Origin of the sequence: Rhodococcus sp. WS3 (genome assembly GCF_003797085.1) — a bacterium.
GTDB classification, from domain to species: domain Bacteria; phylum Actinomycetota; class Actinomycetes; order Mycobacteriales; family Mycobacteriaceae; genus Rhodococcus_F; species Rhodococcus_F globerula.
Map to the genome: position 1 here is coordinate 467,850 of NZ_RKMA01000003.1, position 17,611 is coordinate 485,460.

Annotated in this window: 16 protein-coding genes; 7 read left to right on the forward strand and 9 right to left on the reverse strand. The window is 62.9% G+C overall.

The genetic code is table 11. The annotated features are described in order from the left end of the window. Window positions 1-29: 29 nt before the first annotated feature. The 7 genes from EEB13_RS23330 to EEB13_RS23360 form a co-directional block, all read right to left on the reverse strand. Entirely contained in the window at window positions 30-1,247 is a 1,218-nt protein-coding gene (locus EEB13_RS23330) for a histidine kinase (RefSeq protein ID WP_141486378.1), read from the reverse strand. Next, a complete protein-coding gene (locus tag EEB13_RS23335; protein WP_095888404.1) occupies window positions 1,248-2,462 on the reverse strand; it encodes a lipase family protein in 1,215 nt (404 codons plus the stop codon). Then, window positions 2,459-4,120: a Na+/H+ antiporter gene (locus EEB13_RS23340; protein ID WP_033234150.1), complete on the reverse strand. Its 1,662-nt coding sequence runs from the start codon at window positions 4,118-4,120 to the stop codon at window positions 2,459-2,461. The genes EEB13_RS23335 and EEB13_RS23340 overlap by 4 nt, the downstream gene beginning before the upstream one ends. Before the next feature lie 94 nt (window positions 4,121-4,214). Next, window positions 4,215-4,406 (reverse strand): antitoxin, encoded by a 192-nt coding sequence (locus EEB13_RS23345; protein ID WP_033234149.1) that lies wholly within the window; start codon window positions 4,404-4,406, stop codon window positions 4,215-4,217. A 115-nt stretch (window positions 4,407-4,521) separates the two neighbouring features. After that, window positions 4,522-7,020: an HAD-IC family P-type ATPase gene (locus EEB13_RS23350; protein ID WP_261984625.1), complete on the reverse strand. Its 2,499-nt coding sequence runs from the start codon at window positions 7,018-7,020 to the stop codon at window positions 4,522-4,524. A 68-nt stretch (window positions 7,021-7,088) separates the two neighbouring features. Continuing rightward, window positions 7,089-8,204 (reverse strand): MBL fold metallo-hydrolase, encoded by a 1,116-nt coding sequence (locus EEB13_RS23355; RefSeq protein ID WP_045069113.1) that lies wholly within the window; start codon window positions 8,202-8,204, stop codon window positions 7,089-7,091. Window positions 8,205-8,247: 43 nt separating this feature from the next. After that, on the reverse strand, window positions 8,248-8,979 hold the full coding sequence (locus EEB13_RS23360; protein ID WP_045069110.1) for an enoyl-CoA hydratase: 732 nt from the start codon (window positions 8,977-8,979) through the stop codon (window positions 8,248-8,250). 115 nt (window positions 8,980-9,094) lie between these two features. Here EEB13_RS23360 and EEB13_RS23365 point away from each other — a divergent pair, with 115 nt between their 5' ends. The 6 genes from EEB13_RS23365 (at window position 9,095) to EEB13_RS23390 (ending at window position 15,447) form a co-directional block, all read left to right on the forward strand. Further along, window positions 9,095-10,201 carry an NAD(P)-binding domain-containing protein gene (locus EEB13_RS23365; protein ID WP_141486379.1) on the forward strand — a complete coding sequence of 369 codons (1,107 nt, stop codon included), beginning with the start codon at window positions 9,095-9,097 and terminating at the stop codon, window positions 10,199-10,201. Between the two features lie 222 nt (window positions 10,202-10,423). Beyond that, complete coding sequence (locus tag EEB13_RS23370; protein WP_141486380.1) at window positions 10,424-13,261, forward strand: ATP-binding protein; 2,838 nt, start codon at window positions 10,424-10,426, stop codon at window positions 13,259-13,261. Further along, complete coding sequence (locus EEB13_RS23375; protein ID WP_141486381.1) at window positions 13,258-13,674, forward strand: roadblock/LC7 domain-containing protein; 417 nt, start codon at window positions 13,258-13,260, stop codon at window positions 13,672-13,674. The genes EEB13_RS23370 and EEB13_RS23375 overlap by 4 nt, the downstream gene beginning before the upstream one ends. Window positions 13,675-13,679: 5 nt before the next feature. After that, window positions 13,680-14,051 (forward strand): DUF742 domain-containing protein, encoded by a 372-nt coding sequence (locus EEB13_RS23380; RefSeq protein ID WP_033234143.1) that lies wholly within the window; start codon window positions 13,680-13,682, stop codon window positions 14,049-14,051. Continuing rightward, the gene (locus tag EEB13_RS23385; RefSeq protein WP_141486382.1) at window positions 14,032-14,619 is read left to right on the forward strand and encodes a GTP-binding protein; all 588 of its coding nucleotides are present in this window, start codon (window positions 14,032-14,034) and stop codon (window positions 14,617-14,619) included. Before EEB13_RS23380 ends, EEB13_RS23385 begins: the two co-directional genes overlap by 20 nt. A gap of 33 nt (window positions 14,620-14,652) precedes the next feature. Then, the gene (locus tag EEB13_RS23390) at window positions 14,653-15,447 is read left to right on the forward strand and encodes an MHYT domain-containing protein (protein WP_092806673.1); all 795 of its coding nucleotides are present in this window, start codon (window positions 14,653-14,655) and stop codon (window positions 15,445-15,447) included. A gap of 17 nt (window positions 15,448-15,464) precedes the next feature. Here the strand turns inward: EEB13_RS23390 and EEB13_RS23395 are convergent, their stop codons facing one another. Beyond that, the gene (locus EEB13_RS23395) at window positions 15,465-15,854 is read right to left on the reverse strand and encodes a DUF5313 family protein (RefSeq protein WP_371851324.1); all 390 of its coding nucleotides are present in this window, start codon (window positions 15,852-15,854) and stop codon (window positions 15,465-15,467) included. Between the two features lie 20 nt (window positions 15,855-15,874). Further along, window positions 15,875-16,339: a MarR family winged helix-turn-helix transcriptional regulator gene (locus tag EEB13_RS23400; RefSeq protein ID WP_033234140.1), complete on the reverse strand. Its 465-nt coding sequence runs from the start codon at window positions 16,337-16,339 to the stop codon at window positions 15,875-15,877. 106 nt (window positions 16,340-16,445) lie between these two features. Between EEB13_RS23400 and EEB13_RS23405 the strand changes: the two genes are divergently transcribed. Beyond that, window positions 16,446-17,597 (forward strand): NADH:flavin oxidoreductase, encoded by a 1,152-nt coding sequence (locus EEB13_RS23405; RefSeq protein WP_051730468.1) that lies wholly within the window; start codon window positions 16,446-16,448, stop codon window positions 17,595-17,597. Window positions 17,598-17,611 lie beyond the last annotated feature (14 nt).

A 17,611-nucleotide genomic window follows, 5' to 3' on the forward strand; every position in this document is an offset into this window, starting at 1 on the left:
TACCCGCACCGAACCCACAAAGCCGCCGATCACACCCGAATGCCCTGCTTGAACTTGGGCACGCGCATGCTGACCTTGGTTCCGGCTCCCGGCGCGGTCTCCACCACCAGGCCGTAATCGTTGCCGAACGCCGCACGCAGGCGATCGTCGACGTTGGCCAGACCCACGTGCGCGGCCTCCCGGGCGCTGGGGCGGCCGGCCCCGGATTCGATGGCGTCGAGGGAACCGAACCGCAGGATGTCCGGGTCCATACCGACGCCGTCGTCCTCGACGCTGATGACGCAGTCCGGGCCTTCGTCTGCCGCCACGATGCTGATGGTGCCGCCCTCCGGTTTGCCGGAGATACCGTGCCGGACAGCATTCTCCACCAGTGGTTGCAGCGCCAGGAACGGCAGGACCACGTTGAGCACTTCGGGCGCCACCTGCAGTCGCACGTCGAGCGCATCACCGAACCTGGCCCGCTCGAGAGTCAGGTAGCGATCGATATTGCGCAGTTCGTCGGCAAGCAGGGTGAACTCGCCTGCCGAGCGGAACGAGTAGCGCGTGAAATCGGCGAACTCGAGGATCAGCTCACGCGCCCGCGCCGGATCGGTACGAACGAACGACGCCACGGTATTGAGTGCGTTGTAGATGAAATGGGGGCTGATCTGCGCGCGCAGTGCCCGCACTTCCGCTCGGTCGAGACGCGCCCGCGACGCATCGAGATCCGCAAGTTCGATTTGGCTGCACGCGTAGCGCGCGACCTCCGTGATCGCGCCGAGCATGCCGGGCCATGGGTCCTCCGTCGTCACGATCCCCAATACCCCGACAACGCCGCTGTCCTCGATGAGAAGCGGCTGGGCGATCAAGGCACGCACCGCGTGATCGTCACTGCCCCGCACCAGGTCCGAATGGGTCACGAGTACTCGGCGCTCACCTTCGATCGCCCGCAGTGCCGCATCGTGGAATTGTTCGGCCATCGATTCGTGCGGCCCGTTCCACGCCAGCACAACTCCCGCCGCGTCGGTGATGCCCAAACCTCGAGCGCCGGTCAATTCACGCAAGTGGGGTGCCGCTTCGGCAGCCGATTCACTGTCGAGTCCGCGCCGAAGTGGCCGCGCGGCAAGGGAAGCCGTATGCAGCGCCGTGTGCACCGCTCGTTCGGTGGGTGAGGTGACCTCGCGTCTGGTCCGCATCCAGACCGCCGCCAGAGCCGCGCTGAGAAGGGCAACCACGCAGGCAAACAGGACCGCGACCGTCGGACTCATCTAGGCCCCGCAGGTAGTGGGCGCAGGTACGCCGCTGAAACGATCCTGAATCCATTGAACGGCGCCGGGAACGGCCCGGCCGTCGGCATGCCCCTCCCCGGGCCGTGACACGAACTCGATCACGTCGCCGTCCGAACAAGCCCGGGCCACCGCTGCCTCGGTCCACTCGGGGAGAATCAGGTTGTCGTTTGCCCCGACCACCACATACATCGGGCCGCTCGCTTGCCCACGCGGCAGCGCGATGTCGCTCAGCCAGCCGTGAATTCGATCGGCATCGGCGTCAGTAGCCGGGCGCGTATCGGCCGGCGTCACCTTCCCCACCAACGACAACTTCTCGGGCGCCCTGGCCGTGAGGCACGACGACAGCAGTTCGTAATTCTCCGCAAACGCTCCGTGTACGTAGTCGTCACGCTCGAGATCCGGATGGGACAGCGACAGACCCTCGAGAACGTACGGCAGCAACAATTGTTGGGGCAGTGACAGATTCACATCCGCCCCACTGGTGATGATCGGCGAGATGTCGGCCGCGGGCGAAAGATTTGCCGCACCGACAAATTCGAGCCCGTCCCCGTATTCGCCTGCCTTCTCCGCAGCTGCCCACGACGCCTGACCACCTTGCGAGAGTCCCAACGTGGCCCACCTGTCCGACGTGTCCGGCACGATGTTGCGTGCCGCGCGCACCGCGTCGATCACGTTGTAGGCGGCGGTATCCGGTTGCAGGTACGGGTGCGGATCAGGAGTCCCGAGCCCCTCGAAGTCCGAGACCGCAACAACGTAACCCGCGTTCAGCAGCGGCTCCACCAGCCCCATCGCTCCGAGGAGCGTCGGCGAAGTTGACGGTGCACAATCGTCCGAGATTCCCGTGGTGCCGTGGCCGACGGAGACGATGGGCCAGCCACCTTCGGGAGGAGTTCCGGGTGGGGTGAATACCGTTCCCGACACCTGTGTTTCGCGACCGTCGACGCCGGATGTGGAGCCGTACAGAATCTTCCGGGCGCTCGCTCCGGCGGCAGCGGTTGTCGCAAACGGTTGGTCCTCGAAGACAACGCCGCGTGCTGCGCTCACCGGGGCGGGCAGAGCCTGCGCGACAGATGTGGTGGACTGCGTCTGCGTTCCCGCTGTCTCCTCGGTTCCTGCAGATCCACAGGCCGAACTCACCACAAGGGCACTCGCCGCGAGCGTCCCCCAGATCACGTGCCGCAGTCGTGCACTCATGCTGTGCCATCCCCTCCGGCCGCCGCGCGAGCGCGGCGGCGCCGTACCCGTTCCTCAGCTGCAGCCTCTTCGAGATCAAGACTCTCCAACACGGTACGCAATACCTCGTCGTCGAGATCACCGTCGTCCCTCGCGGCAATCAACGCCATGCGCTGTGTGCGCAACGACTGATGCCGAAACTTGTCGAACAATGCACCCGCATTCCACATCGCCGTGTCGCGATCGTTGTTCTCGTCCGTCTCCTGCACTTGGAGTCTGGCCTGCATCGAGCGTCGCACGCGTTCGATGATTGCCTGAAGTTCGGCGCCGGCGACGCCTGGCGGTGGACTGGCCACCACGTCGGCCAGCGCTTTCTCACCGGCTTGACGAGAGATGGTGCGCGCCAACTCCATTTGCTCCTGCGTGCGCAACTGTTCGTAGGGATCGGCAACGTCCAGTCTGCGGATCAGGAACGGCAGTGTGGAACCTTGCAGGAGCAGCGTTCCCACCGCAACGATGAAGGCGATCGCCTGGATCACACCGCGGCCGGGAAACGGTTCACCGGAGGAGAGTGCAAACGGAATACCGCCGGCCGCGGCAAGAGTGACCACGCCGCGCATCCCGGCCCAGGACACGACTACGTTCTGTTTCCACGTCAACTGTTTCTGACGCTGCCCACGGCGCAACGTTATTCCGAATCGCACCCGGGAGTAGCTCAGGAACAACCACAGCGGCCGGATCACGATGACCACCGCCAACACCGCGAGCCCGTACAGGATTACGTTGACCGCCGGAAGACCGTCGTTGACGACATCGTCGATCACGAAGCTCAACTGCAGGCCCATATAGGCGAAGACGAACATCTCGAGTAGCGTGTCGAGGCTCGACCAGACGGACCGTTCCTGCAGCCTCGTCATGATCGAGGCATCCGTCGAATAGTGCCCGATCACCAAGCCCGCGACCACAACCGCGAGAACACCCGACGCATGGAGTTCTTCCGCGGCTAGATACGCGGCAAACGGAAGTACCAGGCCCAAACCCGTTTCGAGCGGCGAATCGTACATCCGAGCGCGCACGAATTTCACGATGAATGCAAGAACCAGGCCGATTGCTACTCCGCCGACCACTTCGTAGGCGAAGAACAGCAACGGCGAATCCGTGGCGATCCGAGTACCTGTCACCGCGGCGACGGCGACGGTGAACAACGTCAACGCAGTAGCGTCGTTGACCAGACCCTCACCGGTGAGAATTGCGATGACGCGCTTGGGCAATCCGAGTTTCTGTCCCACTGCCACGGCGCTGACCGCGTCGGTGGGTGCGATCACCGCGCCGAGCACCAGTGCCGCACCGATCGTGAATTCCGGAACCAGCCATTCGGCGAAGAAGGCGACCACGAAGGCCGTCACGAGGACCATCCCGACACCCAGACGCAAGATCGCCGCGAGGTTGCGTTTGAACGTCGCCACCGAGAATTTCAGCGCAGCCGAATAGAGCAACGGCGGAAGTACTACACCCAGAATGACGTGTGGATCGAGTTCGGGCCGAGGCATTCCCGGGATGAACGACGCGACCGAACCCACAGCTACCAGAACCAGAGGCGCCTGAAGATTTCGGCGGTTCGCCAGCCCTGTCACTGCGATGGCGGCGATGACGACCAGCAGAATCCAGGTGAAGTTCACCCGTTCATTGTGCCCGCCCAGACTGACAAGTCACCCAGCGGACGCACAGGAGCCCACAACCTCGTCGAGGTGTGGGCTCCTGATTGCTGGCGGGCTACTCCTTTTCGGGAACAGCCTTCTTGGCAGCCTCGGCTGCCTTGTCGATCTGATCGCCGTACTTTCCGCCGGTCTTGTTATCGGCGATGTCGGCGACCTTGTCGATTGCGTCGTGAACCTTGTCGGAGTTCTCCGAGGCAAGTTCCTGGCCTTTCTCGACCAGACCCTTGACGTTGTCCAAGAAACCCATTTTGTGTCCTCTCCCGGTGCTCATGCACATCCTGCTGCGGAAAGTAGAACCTCCGCACACACATAGATTCTCACAGGTCGAACGATGTGGCGCCATCAAGGTGGGGGGCTGGAAACTACCTCTGCGCCTCCGCGTGATGGTGTTCCCCGGGCAGATCGTCCGGCGTGGTGAACAGCTTTCGCTTCTCACCGTGCAACCGGGCACTGACCCACCAGGACACCTCCACCAATACGACGCCTACCGCACCGAGAGTGATCGCGAGTGTAGTTGCTGCCACATTGCTCGGATCCAACTTGAAGAACTCACGGGTGAACGGCAACGCGAACAAGATCAGGTAGCCGGCGACTGAACCACCGATCAGCACCAACTTCCACCACACGTACGGTCGCGCAACGACGGCCAGTACCCACAGCGCGATCATGATCAACGTGATCAGAGCAGTGGTGCCTTCCTGCTCAGGTGTCAGATCGTGATTACGGTGCGCGAGCACGTACGCGATGAAGGTGGTGACGCCGATGATGATTCCCGACGGCAAAGCCAGTCGCATCACACGTGGCACGAAGCCGGAACGGGCCCGTTCGTTGTTCGGTGCCAGCGAAAGAATGAACGCGGGGATACCGATCGTGAACCAGGCCGCGATGGTGACGTGGCGCGGCAGGAACGGGTACGACAGCGGTTCGAAGTCGAGCATCTTCGACAGCACACCGGTGATTCCGATCAGGAACGCGAGAACCACCGAGTACACGGTCTTGGTCAGGAACAGGTTGGAGACACGTTCGATATTGCCGATCACTCGACGGCCTTCGGCCACCACGTACGGTAACGTCGCGAACTTGTTGTCCAACAGCACGATCTGAGCGACAGCGCGCGTCGCGGGACTGCCGGATCCCATCGAGACTCCGATGTCGGCGTCCTTGAGGGCCAGGACGTCGTTGACCCCGTCGCCGGTCATCGCGACGGTGTGGCCGCGAGACTGCAAGGCCGCAACCATCTCTCGCTTCTGATCCGGGCGAACGCGTCCGAAGGTGGTTGCGCCGTCAAGTACATCGGCCAGTTTCTCCTGATCGCTCGGAAGCTCACGCGCATCGATCGGTCGATCGCCGCCTTCGAGTCCGAGCGAACCTGCCACTGCACCGACGGACACGGCATTGTCACCGGAGATGACCTTGACGGCTACCCGTTGACTTGCGAAGTACTCCAACGTTTCCTGCGCGTCCGGGCGAACTTTCTGCTCCAGGACAACCAAGGCTTCCGGTGTCACGACGCCCGGAGCGTCGCCGTCGTCGACCGGCAGGTTGCTGCTGCCCAACATGAGAACACGAAGTCCGCTTGAACCGACTTCTTCTGCCAGACGGGCCATCTCCGACGACGGATCGAGCAGCACGTCCGGAGCACCGAGCACCCAGTTGCCGTGGACGCCGTACGACTGCCCGCTCCACTTCTTCGCAGATGAGAACGGTGCCACCGATGTAGCTTCACCCCAGCCTGCGTCGTCGGTCAGGGACTCACGGATCGCCAGAACACTGGCGTTCGGCCGAGGGTCGGACGCAGCCATCGCGGCGAGCGCGGCCTTGATCACCGACTCGTCGGCAGACCCGTCGGCGAGTTTCAACTCCGATAGCCGCATACCGTTCTCGGTCAGGGTTCCCGTCTTGTCTGCACACACGACGTCGACGCGAGCGAGCCCCTCGATCGCGGGCAATTCCTGAACGAGGCACTGCCGCTTGCCCAATCGAATGACGCCGACGGCAAAAGCGATGGACGTCATGAGCACCAGGCCCTCGGGGACCATCGGAACGAGGGCCGCGACCATGCCGTTCAGAGCCGGACCGAGGGACTCACCGCTCGAGAACAGCTGGTTGTAGATGATCAGCGCACCAGCCGGGATCATCAGGTACGTGATGAATTTCAGAATGCGGTCGATGCCGCTGCGCAGTTCCGAATGAACGAGCGTGAACTTGCTGGCCTCTTCCGCGAGCTTCGCGGCATACGCGTCGCCCCCGACCTTGGTGGCGCGATACGCGCCGCTGCCCGCGGCGACAAAACTGCCCGAGAGTATCGACTCACCGACGCTCTTGTGTACCGGATCGGCTTCGCCGGTGAGCAACGACTCGTCCACTTCGAGCGCCGACGACGACACCACTTCGCCGTCGACGACAATCTGATCGCCCGAACCCAGTTCGATAATGTCATCGAGCACAACATCTTTGGGGGCCAACGCAACAGCAATACCGTCACGCCGGACCATGGGCTTCGCTTGACTGACGATCGCCAAGGCGTCCAGCGTTTTCTTGGCGCGGATCTCCTGAATGATGCCGATACCGCTGTTCGCGATGATCAACAGTCCGAACATTCCGTCGATCACGGAGCCGGTTGCCAGAACAATCACCAGCAGCACCAGCAGGATCGCGTTGATCCTCGTGAACACATTGCCGCGAACGATGTCCTTGACCGAACGAGACGCCCGATCGGGTACGTCGTTGGTCTGCCCCGACGCGATCCGCGACGCAACTTGATCTGCGGTCAGGCCCCGGACAACGTCGACGGCATCCCCGTCACCGTCTGTCGCGATCGAGGTCGCCGTGCCTTCTGAACCGATGTGCTCGTGAGCCATGGTCAAAGATTACGCACTCGCCGAGACAAAACCGGGTCCGACTCCGATCGCCGCCTCGAGTCGATCGGTTACCCCAGGGGAATCCACCATTTTGTCGGCGGTTGCGCGGACAGCGCATCGATCCGTCCACCCGGCATCGGCACCGCCACCGTCGTGCCGACATCGGCGGCAGCTTCGGTCAACCGGATGATCGGCTCGGACCACGAGTGGAATGCCAGATTGAACGTAGCCCAGTGAATCGGAACAAACACCCCGCGCGTGGGGTCGCCGCAGTTGAGATCCGCATGGGTCTGAACCGCTTCTTCCGGGTTCATGTGGATATCCGGCCACCGCACGTCGTACGCGCCGACAGGAAGGAGGGTCAGGTCGAAAGGCCCGTACGTGGTGCCGAGTTCCACGAACCGCGGTGTGTATCCGCTGTCCCCTCCGAAGAACACCCGATGCTTCGGCCCGGCAAACACCCACGATGCCCACTGGGTCGCGTTGCGGACAAGACCTCGCCCGGAAAAGTGTCGAGCTTCGGTGCAGGTAAGCACCAGGTCACCGATAGTCGTCGACTCGTCCCAGTCCAATTCGACGATGCGGTTCTCCGGCACCTTCCAATGCCGCAGATGCGCGCCGATCCCGATCGGCACCACAAAGGGCGCCGTCTGGGTGCGGGTCAAAGTCTTGACCGTCTCCATGTCGAGGTGGTCGTAATGATCGTGGGAGATGACAATCGCATCCACGCTCGGGAGGTCCGCCAACGCCACCGGAGCGGCATGCATACGCGCGGGACCGACTGTGACAGAAGGTGATACACGCTCACTCCACACGGGATCGGCTAGCACCCGGTAGCCATCGACCTCGACGAGGACACTCGAATGCCCGTACCAGGTGACAGCTGCTCCCCCGGCCTGAGCCGGTGCGAGCGGCGTCGCCAACGGGATGGGCGCGCGAGGCCGACCCGTCGAACCGCGGGTGAGCAACGACTTTGCCATCCCGGCATCGGTGCCCGGCACGAGCACGCTGCTGGGGTCCGAATTGTGGAACTGACGATTCCGATATCGAGGTGACATCGCCGCATAGGGTTGCACCGCATTGCGCGACGCCCCGATCTGCGTCGGGATTCCCCATGCGGCGCGGGCTATCCATCCTGCTGCCGCGGTGATCGCGGCAGCACCGAGAAGCGTCGTCGTCTTCATTGGGCCCAGACTAGCGACTATTTGCCTTCGGAGCGGGACGCGACTATTTGCCCTTGAAGACCGGTGGGCGGTTTTCGATGCGGGCGGCGCGGGCTTCCTGCACGTCGTCACTGAGCCACGCGGCGTGCAGTGCGTCGAGTTGCTCGGGCGACTGTTCTTCCATCGTTCCGTCGTCGTTGAGGACCATCTTCATATGACGCAAGGACAGTGGTGCGAGGTTGGCGATGCGGTGCGCCCATTCCTGGGCGTCGTCGAGGGTGCCGATCTTGTTGGCAAGTCCGCGGTTGAATGCTTCTTCGGCGCCGATCTGCTCGATGCCGAGGAGAACGGTGCGAGCAGGGCCACCGCCGACGAGTGACGCCAACCGTCGCATCGTCCATTTGTCGACAGACACACCCAGCGTCGCCGCTGGAATGCCGAACCGCGCAGCCGGGGCGACAACGCGCAGGTCGGAGGCAATGGCCAGCTGCGTGCCTGCACCGATGGCCGGACCGTTGACCGCGGCGATCACCGGGATCGGCGCCGTGTCGATCGAGCGGAGCATCTCGAAAAGTCGGTCGGTGAAGCCTTCCATGTACACGTCACCGGACAGGTCGGCACCGGCGCAGAATGCGGACCCCTGTCCGGTGATCACGATGACGTGAGCGCGATCGGCGACGGCGGCATTCACTGCGTCCTTGATCGCGATGCAGAGTTCCGCGCTGAGCGCGTTGCGACGCTCGTGACGCTGCAATTCGATGGTCACGACATTGCCGTCACGGGAAGTCCCGATCATGTCCGCTCACTTTCTTTTCTGGAAGGCTCGTGCGCAAGGGTTGATCCGAATGCAGTTTGCCGACCACGTAGTTCTCTCACCGCAGAGTTCTGCGCATCAGGAGGTTAGATTACCGATGAGTACGAACGATAGTGACGAGGGACGCAGCGAGAGCGTCGATGTCGACATCGTGGTGATCGGCGCCGGCCAGGCCGGATTGTCCGCGGCGTACTACCTCCGCAAGTTCTCTGTTCTACCCGAATCGGGATTTGTCGTGCTCGATCACGCAGCCGGTCCCGGCGGTGCCTGGCAGTTTCGGTGGCCGAGCCTGACCTTGAGCACGGTCAACGGAGTTCACGATCTCCCAGGTATGTCGTTCGCGGAAACAACGGGAACCGACGCCGAGCAGGTACCGGCGTCGGTTGCGGTACCCCATTACTTCGAGTTGTACGAGAAGCAATTCGAACTGCCCGTCCACCGACCCGTCCATACGCGAGTGGTGTGTCCGAGGCAGGAACGTCTACGGATCGAGACCGACCACGGCGTCTACGCGGCCCGCGGGCTGATCAATGCGACCGGAACCTGGGAGCGCCCGTTCATTCCTTACTACCGTGGTGCCGCGTCGTTCCGTGGGCGCCAATTACACACCAAGGACTACTACTCGGCCAACGAGTTCGCGGGCAAACATGTTGTCGTTGTCGGTGGTGGCATCTCCGCGGTGCAATTGCTCGACGAGATTTCACAGGTAACGACCACCACGTGGGTGACGCGTCGCGAACCGGAGTTCCGCGACGAACCGTTTTCCCCGGAGATCGGTCGGGATGCCGTCGCCATGGTCGAGGACCGAGTACGACGCGGTTTGCCGCCAGGGTCGGTCGTGTCGGTCACCGGCCTTCCGGTGACGCCTGCCATTCGTGCGGCACGCGAACGTGGCGTGATGACGCGACGAACGATGTTCTCGGAGATCCTTCCGGACGGGGTGCGATGGGCCGACGGCACAACCGTGTATGCCGATGTCATCTTGTGGTGCACTGGGTTTCGGAGTTCGCTCGACCACCTGGCGCCGCTTCGACTGCGTGGGACCGGCGGCGGAATCGAGATGAGCGGTCGCCTCGCAACTCAGGTGGCTTCCGATCCTCGTGTGCATCTGGTTGGCTACGGGCCCTCCTCGTCGACGATCGGCGCGAACCGCGCCGGCCAGGCAGCTGCAGCCGAGTTGACGTCCTTTCTCGAACTTCGCTGATCCAGCTTCCATTTGGCTACGTTTGCCCGATTCGTCCTTTAGCTGATCAGACAGGACATTTTCGGCCCTAGGTCCGGAATCCGGCATACGCCTAGCCTGTCACGGATCGGTCTGTTACCGTTCAGCTAACCTTTCTTCGATTGCGTGCGCTCGAAGGAGTGCGCGCAGTGACCCATCCGGGGGACTGGGCGAGGGGGCAAATATGAAGGGGAAGCGGTCCGCATGAAACACGATGCACACACAGCAACCTCCTGGTGGTCGATCGGCGAGTGGCGCCTCGGTTGGAAGGTCGTCGCGGTCCTTGCCGTTCCGATGCTCATCGCCGTCGTACTCGGCGCCTTCCGGATCCAGGCCGAACTGGCCGAGGCCTCCAGGCTCAGTTCCTCATCCGAACGAGTGCTCGCAGTACCCGCAGCCCTCCACCTCGAGGAAGCTCTGTACGACCTCGCAGTCGCATCCTCTTCCGGCACTGAAACAACGACTGCCACAACGGCAGTGAACGATTCGATGCAGGAACTTGTCACCGCCGGCCGCTCGTTCCAGGCCGACGACGTGCTCAACGACAAAGTCACCCGAGCTTTGGAGGACAGCACATCCATCGTCGACGAAGTGGCAGCGGGCGCAGTTGCACCGGCACGGCTCGTCACACTCGTCAATGAAGTGTCCACCAACATTTCGAGCGCATTCACCGACGTCATCAATACATCCCAGCGCCCCATTCTGCGTCAGCGCGGCGGCGAGTTCTCGTCCCTGTGGGAAGCACGTCGGGCATTGTCCGATCAGCGCGTTCTGTTCGGCTCCGGCCGCCTCGATCAACAAACACGCACCGCGCTTGCCACCACCGCCGGCGTGGAGCTAGCGGCACTCGACAAGGTGCTACCACCAGACGAATCGGACAGCTCACCGACCGCAGTGGCCGTCAACGCGCTGCGTTCGTCCGCACAGAGCCGCATCGCCGAAATCGGCGCCACCTCGTCGTCGTCCCCGCTCAGCAGTCAGGTCGATATCGGACTGCAAACCAGTAGCGACCAGTACGACGAGGTCACCGACGCAGCCGTCGAACAGTTCGGCACCAGCGTGACCGCCGAATCCAACACTGCCCGAACTGCAGCTCTGCGCGACACTGCCCTGGTTCTCGCCGCTGTCCTCGCCGCACTCGTGGTCGCGTTGATCATCAGTCGCTCGTTGGTCGATCCCATCCGACGTCTCCGGTTCGCGGCACTGCAAGCATCACGACGCGGACTGCCCGAGGCCATCGAACGAATCCGCTCCGGCGAAAAGATCAGCGACCTCGAAATCCCCCGTGTACCCGTCCACACTCACGAGGAAATCGGACAGCTTGCCCGCGCAGTCGACGACATGCACGGGCAGGCCATCAGCCTGGCAGGCGAACAGGCAACCCTGCGACGCCAGGTCAACGACATGTTCGAAACGCTGTCACGGCGCAACAAGTCCCTCGTCGAACAGCAACTCGGCCTGATCGAGCAACTCGAGCAGGACGAAGACGACCCGAAGCGCCTCGAAAACCTATTCCGCCTCGACCACATCGCGGCCCGAATGCGACGCAACGGCGAGAACCTTCTCATCCTGTCCGGCACCGAAAGTCGACGCGGTCGAACCGCGCCGATCCAGCTTGCCGACGCTCTGCGCGCCTCCGTCTCCGGAGTCGAGGACTACCTTCGCGTCGGGCTCGGTCAGATTCCGTCCGCCGTCATCAGCGGGCAAGCCAGCGCAGACGTCGTACACATTGTCGCCGAACTCCTCGACAACGCGCTGCGATACTCACCGCCCGAGTCGACCGTGACCATCAACGCGGCCCGCACCAACGACGGCTCCATGCTCGTGGAGGTCGCCGACCTGGGACTGGGAATGTCCACCGCGGATCTTGTCGACGCCAACGGGCGCCTGGCTTCGGGCGGCGAGATGACGCCGGACACTGCCCGGCACATGGGACTGTTCGTCATCAGCCGGATCAGTATGCGACACAACATTTCCGTTCGACTGCGGCCCACCGGCAATGCACCCGACCGCGCCGGCATCACCGCCTCGATCCTCCTGCCCGCGGCACTGCTCGAAGCGCATCCGTCTGACACAGTGACTGCACCGTTCACTAGTCCGGCCCACCAGGGTGCTCCGGCCAGGAATGCTGCTCCCGTCCAGGCACCGCCGCTATCGGCTCAGCCCGTGCGCGCTCCCGAACCCACAGTGGCCGAGACATATTCGATGGGCGCGCAAGCACCCACCATGTCCGCTGCGGGACTTCCGCAGCGTCAGCCTGGTAACACCGTCAGGGCGGTCCTGCCGACGCCCGTCGGAGGCGCTCCCACAACTGTGACCGCGCAACTCGGCGCCAGCGCCCCTGTCGAACCGATCGGGCTGCCGCGTCGCACACCAGGTGCCAGCGGGGCAGCCGGAATCGGCGATCCCGTCACAGCGGCGCCGACGCCCGAACCGAGTGCATCACCTGCCGAGCATTTCGTCGCTCCGGCGGAAACTGTTGCCCCGGAGCCAATCACCGAACCGGCACCGAGGCACCGACTCAACTCCACCGCCCCGACCAACACCGCGGCGTTCTTCTCCTCTCGAGCGCGCGACGGTTTCCCACCACGTACCGGCGCACGCGCAACGGAACCTTCCGATGCGCCCGTCTCCGCTCCCCCAGCAGCATCACCGATCTACGCCCGCATGGTGTCCGAGTGGCTGGTCGACCCGACAGCGGGGACAGCTTCTGCCACAGGTGAAGTCGCCTGGACAACAGAAGCCGACCAGGGGTGGCTTGCGGCCCGGGCGTCGTTCGAATTGCCCGTCACCAGAATCGCCGACTCCGGTCTACCCATCCGTGATCGTGGTGCGAGGTTGGTTCCCGGCACTGTCGGCGGCACCAATGCACCATTGCGCTCGGGCACTCACCGCCAGAGCACGGATCCGGAGAACGTCAGACGCGGGTGGAGCGACTACCAGTCCGGCGTCAGTCGCGGACGGCGTCGTAGCACCGAGAATACTGTCGGGTCGACCACGCCCAGTGGTGCGAATGTGCGCAACGATGAAGGAGAACAGTGAATTCAGCCGGAGCCCAAGAGACTCCTCGCTCACTCGACTGGTTGGTTTCGGGTTTCGCCCGCGACGTACCGGGAGTGAGCCACGCGATCATCGTCTCGGCCGACGGACTGTTGAGTGCTGCGAGCACCCACCTTCCGCTCGATCGAGCTGACCAATTGGCCGCTGTGACTTCGGGACTCGCCAGCCTCTCCGCCGGTGCGTCACGGTTGTTTGACGGCGGAGTCGTCCTGCAATCAGTTGTCGAGATGGAGAACGGTTATCTACTGCTGATGGGCGTCGGCAGCGGCGCCTACCTGGCCGCGCTGGCCGTTGCGGGATGCGATATCGGTCAGATCGGGTACGAAATGGCAACTCTGGTCGACCGAGTCGGCCCGACGATGGACATTGCCGCTCGTTCGGGTCGGGATTCTTGATACTCATGTCCAATCACCCCGAACGCGTTGACCCCGAACCGAGTCTGGTTCGTCCATACGCGCTCACCGAAGGTCGGACTCAGCCGTCCATCGACCTCCCCATCGAAGCGATTGTCGCGACGATGGAGGATGCCGTCGCTGGGCGCCTTGCACCTGAAGACATTCGCACCTCGATCGTCTCCCTCTGCGAGCAGCGGATCTCCATCGCGGAAATCGGTGCACACCTTGGTGTTCCGATCGGGGTGGCCCGAGTCCTGGTGGCGGATCTGATCGTCGCCGGGGCATTGGAAGTACAAGCCACTCTGCGAAGCGATGCGACTGCGGTCGAGCGCCGCGAATTGATCGAAAGGACCCTCAGTGGACTTCGGGCACTCTGACGCATCATCTCGCGTCACCTCGACGAAAATCGTGATCGCCGGCGGCTTCGGTGTCGGAAAGACCACCCTTGTCGGGACGGTCTCCGAGATCGTGCCGCTGCGCACCGAAGCATTGGTGACAGACGCCAGTGACGGCATCGACCACCTCGGCGCGACACCGAACAAAGACACCACAACAGTTGCAATGGATTTCGGCCGCATTACGCTGGCCGACGATTTGGTCCTGTACCTGTTCGGCACACCGGGTCAACGACGGTTCTGGTTCATGTGGGACGACCTCATCACCGGCGCCATCGGAGCGGTCATCCTCGTCGACACACGTCGCCTCGAAGACAGCTTTGCCGCTGTCGACTTCTTCGAAGCACGCGGATTGCCGTTCATCGTGGCAGTCAACCGTTTTGACGGAGCTCCGATCCACGCCGCGAGTGATCTTCGTCAGGCTCTCGCGCTGCCCAACCGCGTCCCGATGATCGAAATCGACGCGCGTAACCGGGAATCTGCGAAGCAGGCCTTGATCACGATCACCGAGTACGCGCTCGAACGTATCGCGTCCGCAGCACTGTACTGACACCTCTGACAACAACAAACCTAAGGAACTGGCATGTCGGATGAAATGCACCATTTCTCGATGGGAATCTGGCTGCTCGGACTGGCGTTCGCCGTTGCAGTCTCGGGATCGGTCATCGGATTGGCATGCACCCGACACGGCGCGGCGGCCACCCACCCGGCAGCTCGCTTGCGCTGGTTGTTCATGGGCGCACTGTCCATCGGCGGTGTCGGTATCTGGTTGATGCACTTCATCGCAATGCTCGGGTTTGCCGTGCCCGGCAGTCCCATTCGCTACAGTCTGACCTGGACGATCATTTCGGCGCTGATGTCCGTGACCGCAGTATTTGTCGGCTTGTTGATCGTCGGCACAGAATTCCGCTGGTCTCGGCTCCTGGCCGCCGGCTTCCTCGTCGGCATCGCGGTCAACATCATGCACTACACGGGTATGCGGGCCTTGCGATTTCAGGGTGAGATCAACTACAACATGTACTTCGTCGCACTGTCACTGGTGATCGCCGTTGTGGCCGGCACCGCCGCGTTGTGGTTCACGATGGTGATGGAATCCACCGTCATGCGATTGATCGCCGGTGTGATCATGGGTGTCGCCGTGGTCGGCATGCACTACACCGGTATGGCAGCGGTGGAGGTTGTCCACGACACGTCCGCCCCCGCACCCGTCGGGCTCGAGGTGTTCGCGTTCCTCTTCCCCGTCTTTGTCATCGGACTTCTTGCGATGGCAGTGCCGATCGTCGCCGTCCTGACGGTGCCTGATCGCGAGATCGCCCGCATGGATTCCGCTGCAGACGATCTGGCATTCGAGGCACGCGAATTCGCAACTAGGGACTGAAGTTCGTACGGCCCCGACTAACTGTGGCCGTACAGCTTGTCGTATGCGGCCTTCTCGGCGTCGTGACGAGTGACCTTTTTCGGGTTTTCCAGATCCGCGGGCAGGCCGTGGCGTTCGAGTCGACGAGACCTGTTCTGCGCCATGTAGGAAACGGAATAGAACAACGCCAGCAATACTCCGAGAAGCACCATGGACGCTCGCAGCGCCCACGGACCCGGGAACAGCATGAAAACTGCAAAAACCGGCAGGAACGGCACCATGCTGCGGACGAGGTGACGTGGCACCGCCCAATCGCCGATCAGATCGTTGCGCACCCATTCCTGCATGGAATCCGGCAACTTGCGACCGAACGAATAGCCAAGCCACTGAAGAGGATTCGGTGACGTGCGCTGTTTTCCTGCGGGCACGGTAGACATATCCTTGCCTTTCATTGGTCTAGTGCTCCAGCACGCAACGCGGCTTCATTGACACGCGTGAGCACCGTGTGAAGTTCTTCGAGTTCAGCTAGTCCCACACCAAGCTTCTCCACCACTGCCGGCGGAATCTTCTCCGCCTCGCTCCGCAAAGCTGCACCAGCTTCGGTGAGATCGACGTCGAGTTGGCGCTCGTCAGCCCGGCTCCGCGTTCGCGTGATCAGCCCGGACGCCTCGAGACGCTTGAGCAGCGGTGACAGCGTCGGCGAATCGAGTTGCAATGCTTGCCCGATTTCCTTGACCGCCATCGGGGCCTTCCCCCACAACGCCAGCATCACGAGATACTGGGGATGCGTGAGGCCCATCGGCTCGAGCAATGGACGGTATACGGACAGCACGGCCCGGTTCGCAACGGCGAGCGCAAAACACACCTGGCGGTCGAGTGCCAGCGGATCGGTGAGCGACTCCTGCGTGGTCATGAGTACACCGTAACAGATTAGTTAGTGCGATAACTAATACTGCACTAACTAATATCGACTGCCATAACCCGGAATAGTCGTCGAGGCCGCCACGTTGAACAGACCTGTGACTCTTTCCCCCACTTCGAACGCCCCCGAGGCCTCCGCGTTGCGCGGCCTCTTCCAGCCCTTCGAGGTGAAATCACTCTCGTTGCGTAACCGCTTTGCCATGGCCCCGATGACCCGCGCGTTCTCGCCCGACGGAATTCCCGGAGCCGACGTAGCCGAGTATTACCGTCGTCGGGCAGCCGGTGGTGTCGGCCTGATCATCACCGAAGGCACGTACATCCCAGACCCCGCCGCCGGCCCGCATACCCGAGTTCCGCGCATCTACGGCGACTCGAGCCTGGACGGCTGGCGCTCGGTTGTCGACGCCGTCCACGCCGAGGGCGGATCCATCATTCCGCAACTCTGGCATCTGGGTGTCGAGCGCGGCGAGAACTCCCGCCTCAATCCCGAGGCCGAGACCGTCAGCCCGTCCGGTTTGGCGCTCGACGGCACGCGCTTGGGACGAGAATTCACCACGTCTGATCTCGAAACACTGAAGCAGGCCTGGGTAGATGCCGCCCTCAACGCACAGAGCACCGGATTCGACGGCCTGGAACTACACGGCGCGCACGGCTACCTACTGGACGAATTCCTTTGGGCTGGAACAAATGTCCGCACAGATACATATGGCGGATCGCTCGAAGCCAGAACTCGCTTCCCGGCTGAGGTTGTCGCTGCCATCCGAGAGGCTGTCGGAAACGAGTTCGCGATCGTCTACCGTTTCTCGCAGTGGAAGTCCGGTCAGTACGACGCTCGGATCGCCCAGAGTCCGGCGGAACTGGGGCGCATCCTCGCTCCGCTGGTCGATGCGGGAGTCGATGTGTTGCACCCGTCGACGAGGCGACACTGGGAGCCGGCGTTCGCCGAACTGGGCGGTGACGACAGCAAACTTGGACTCGCCGGCTGGACGAAGAAGCTGACCGGCCTGCCCACCATCACAGTCGGATCCATCGGGCTCGATTCTGTGTTCACCACGGCCTTCACCGCCGACGCGGCATCCGATGTCACCGGACTGGAGCGTCTCGAAGCTCAGTACGAGGACGGCGAATTCGACATGGTCGCCATCGGGCGCGCACTTCTCGCCGACCCCGAGTGGGTGGAGAAACTCCGCACCGGACGCACCGATGAACACATCGCTTTCACCGCAGAGCACCGCACACATCTGAACTGATCCGACACGGCAAC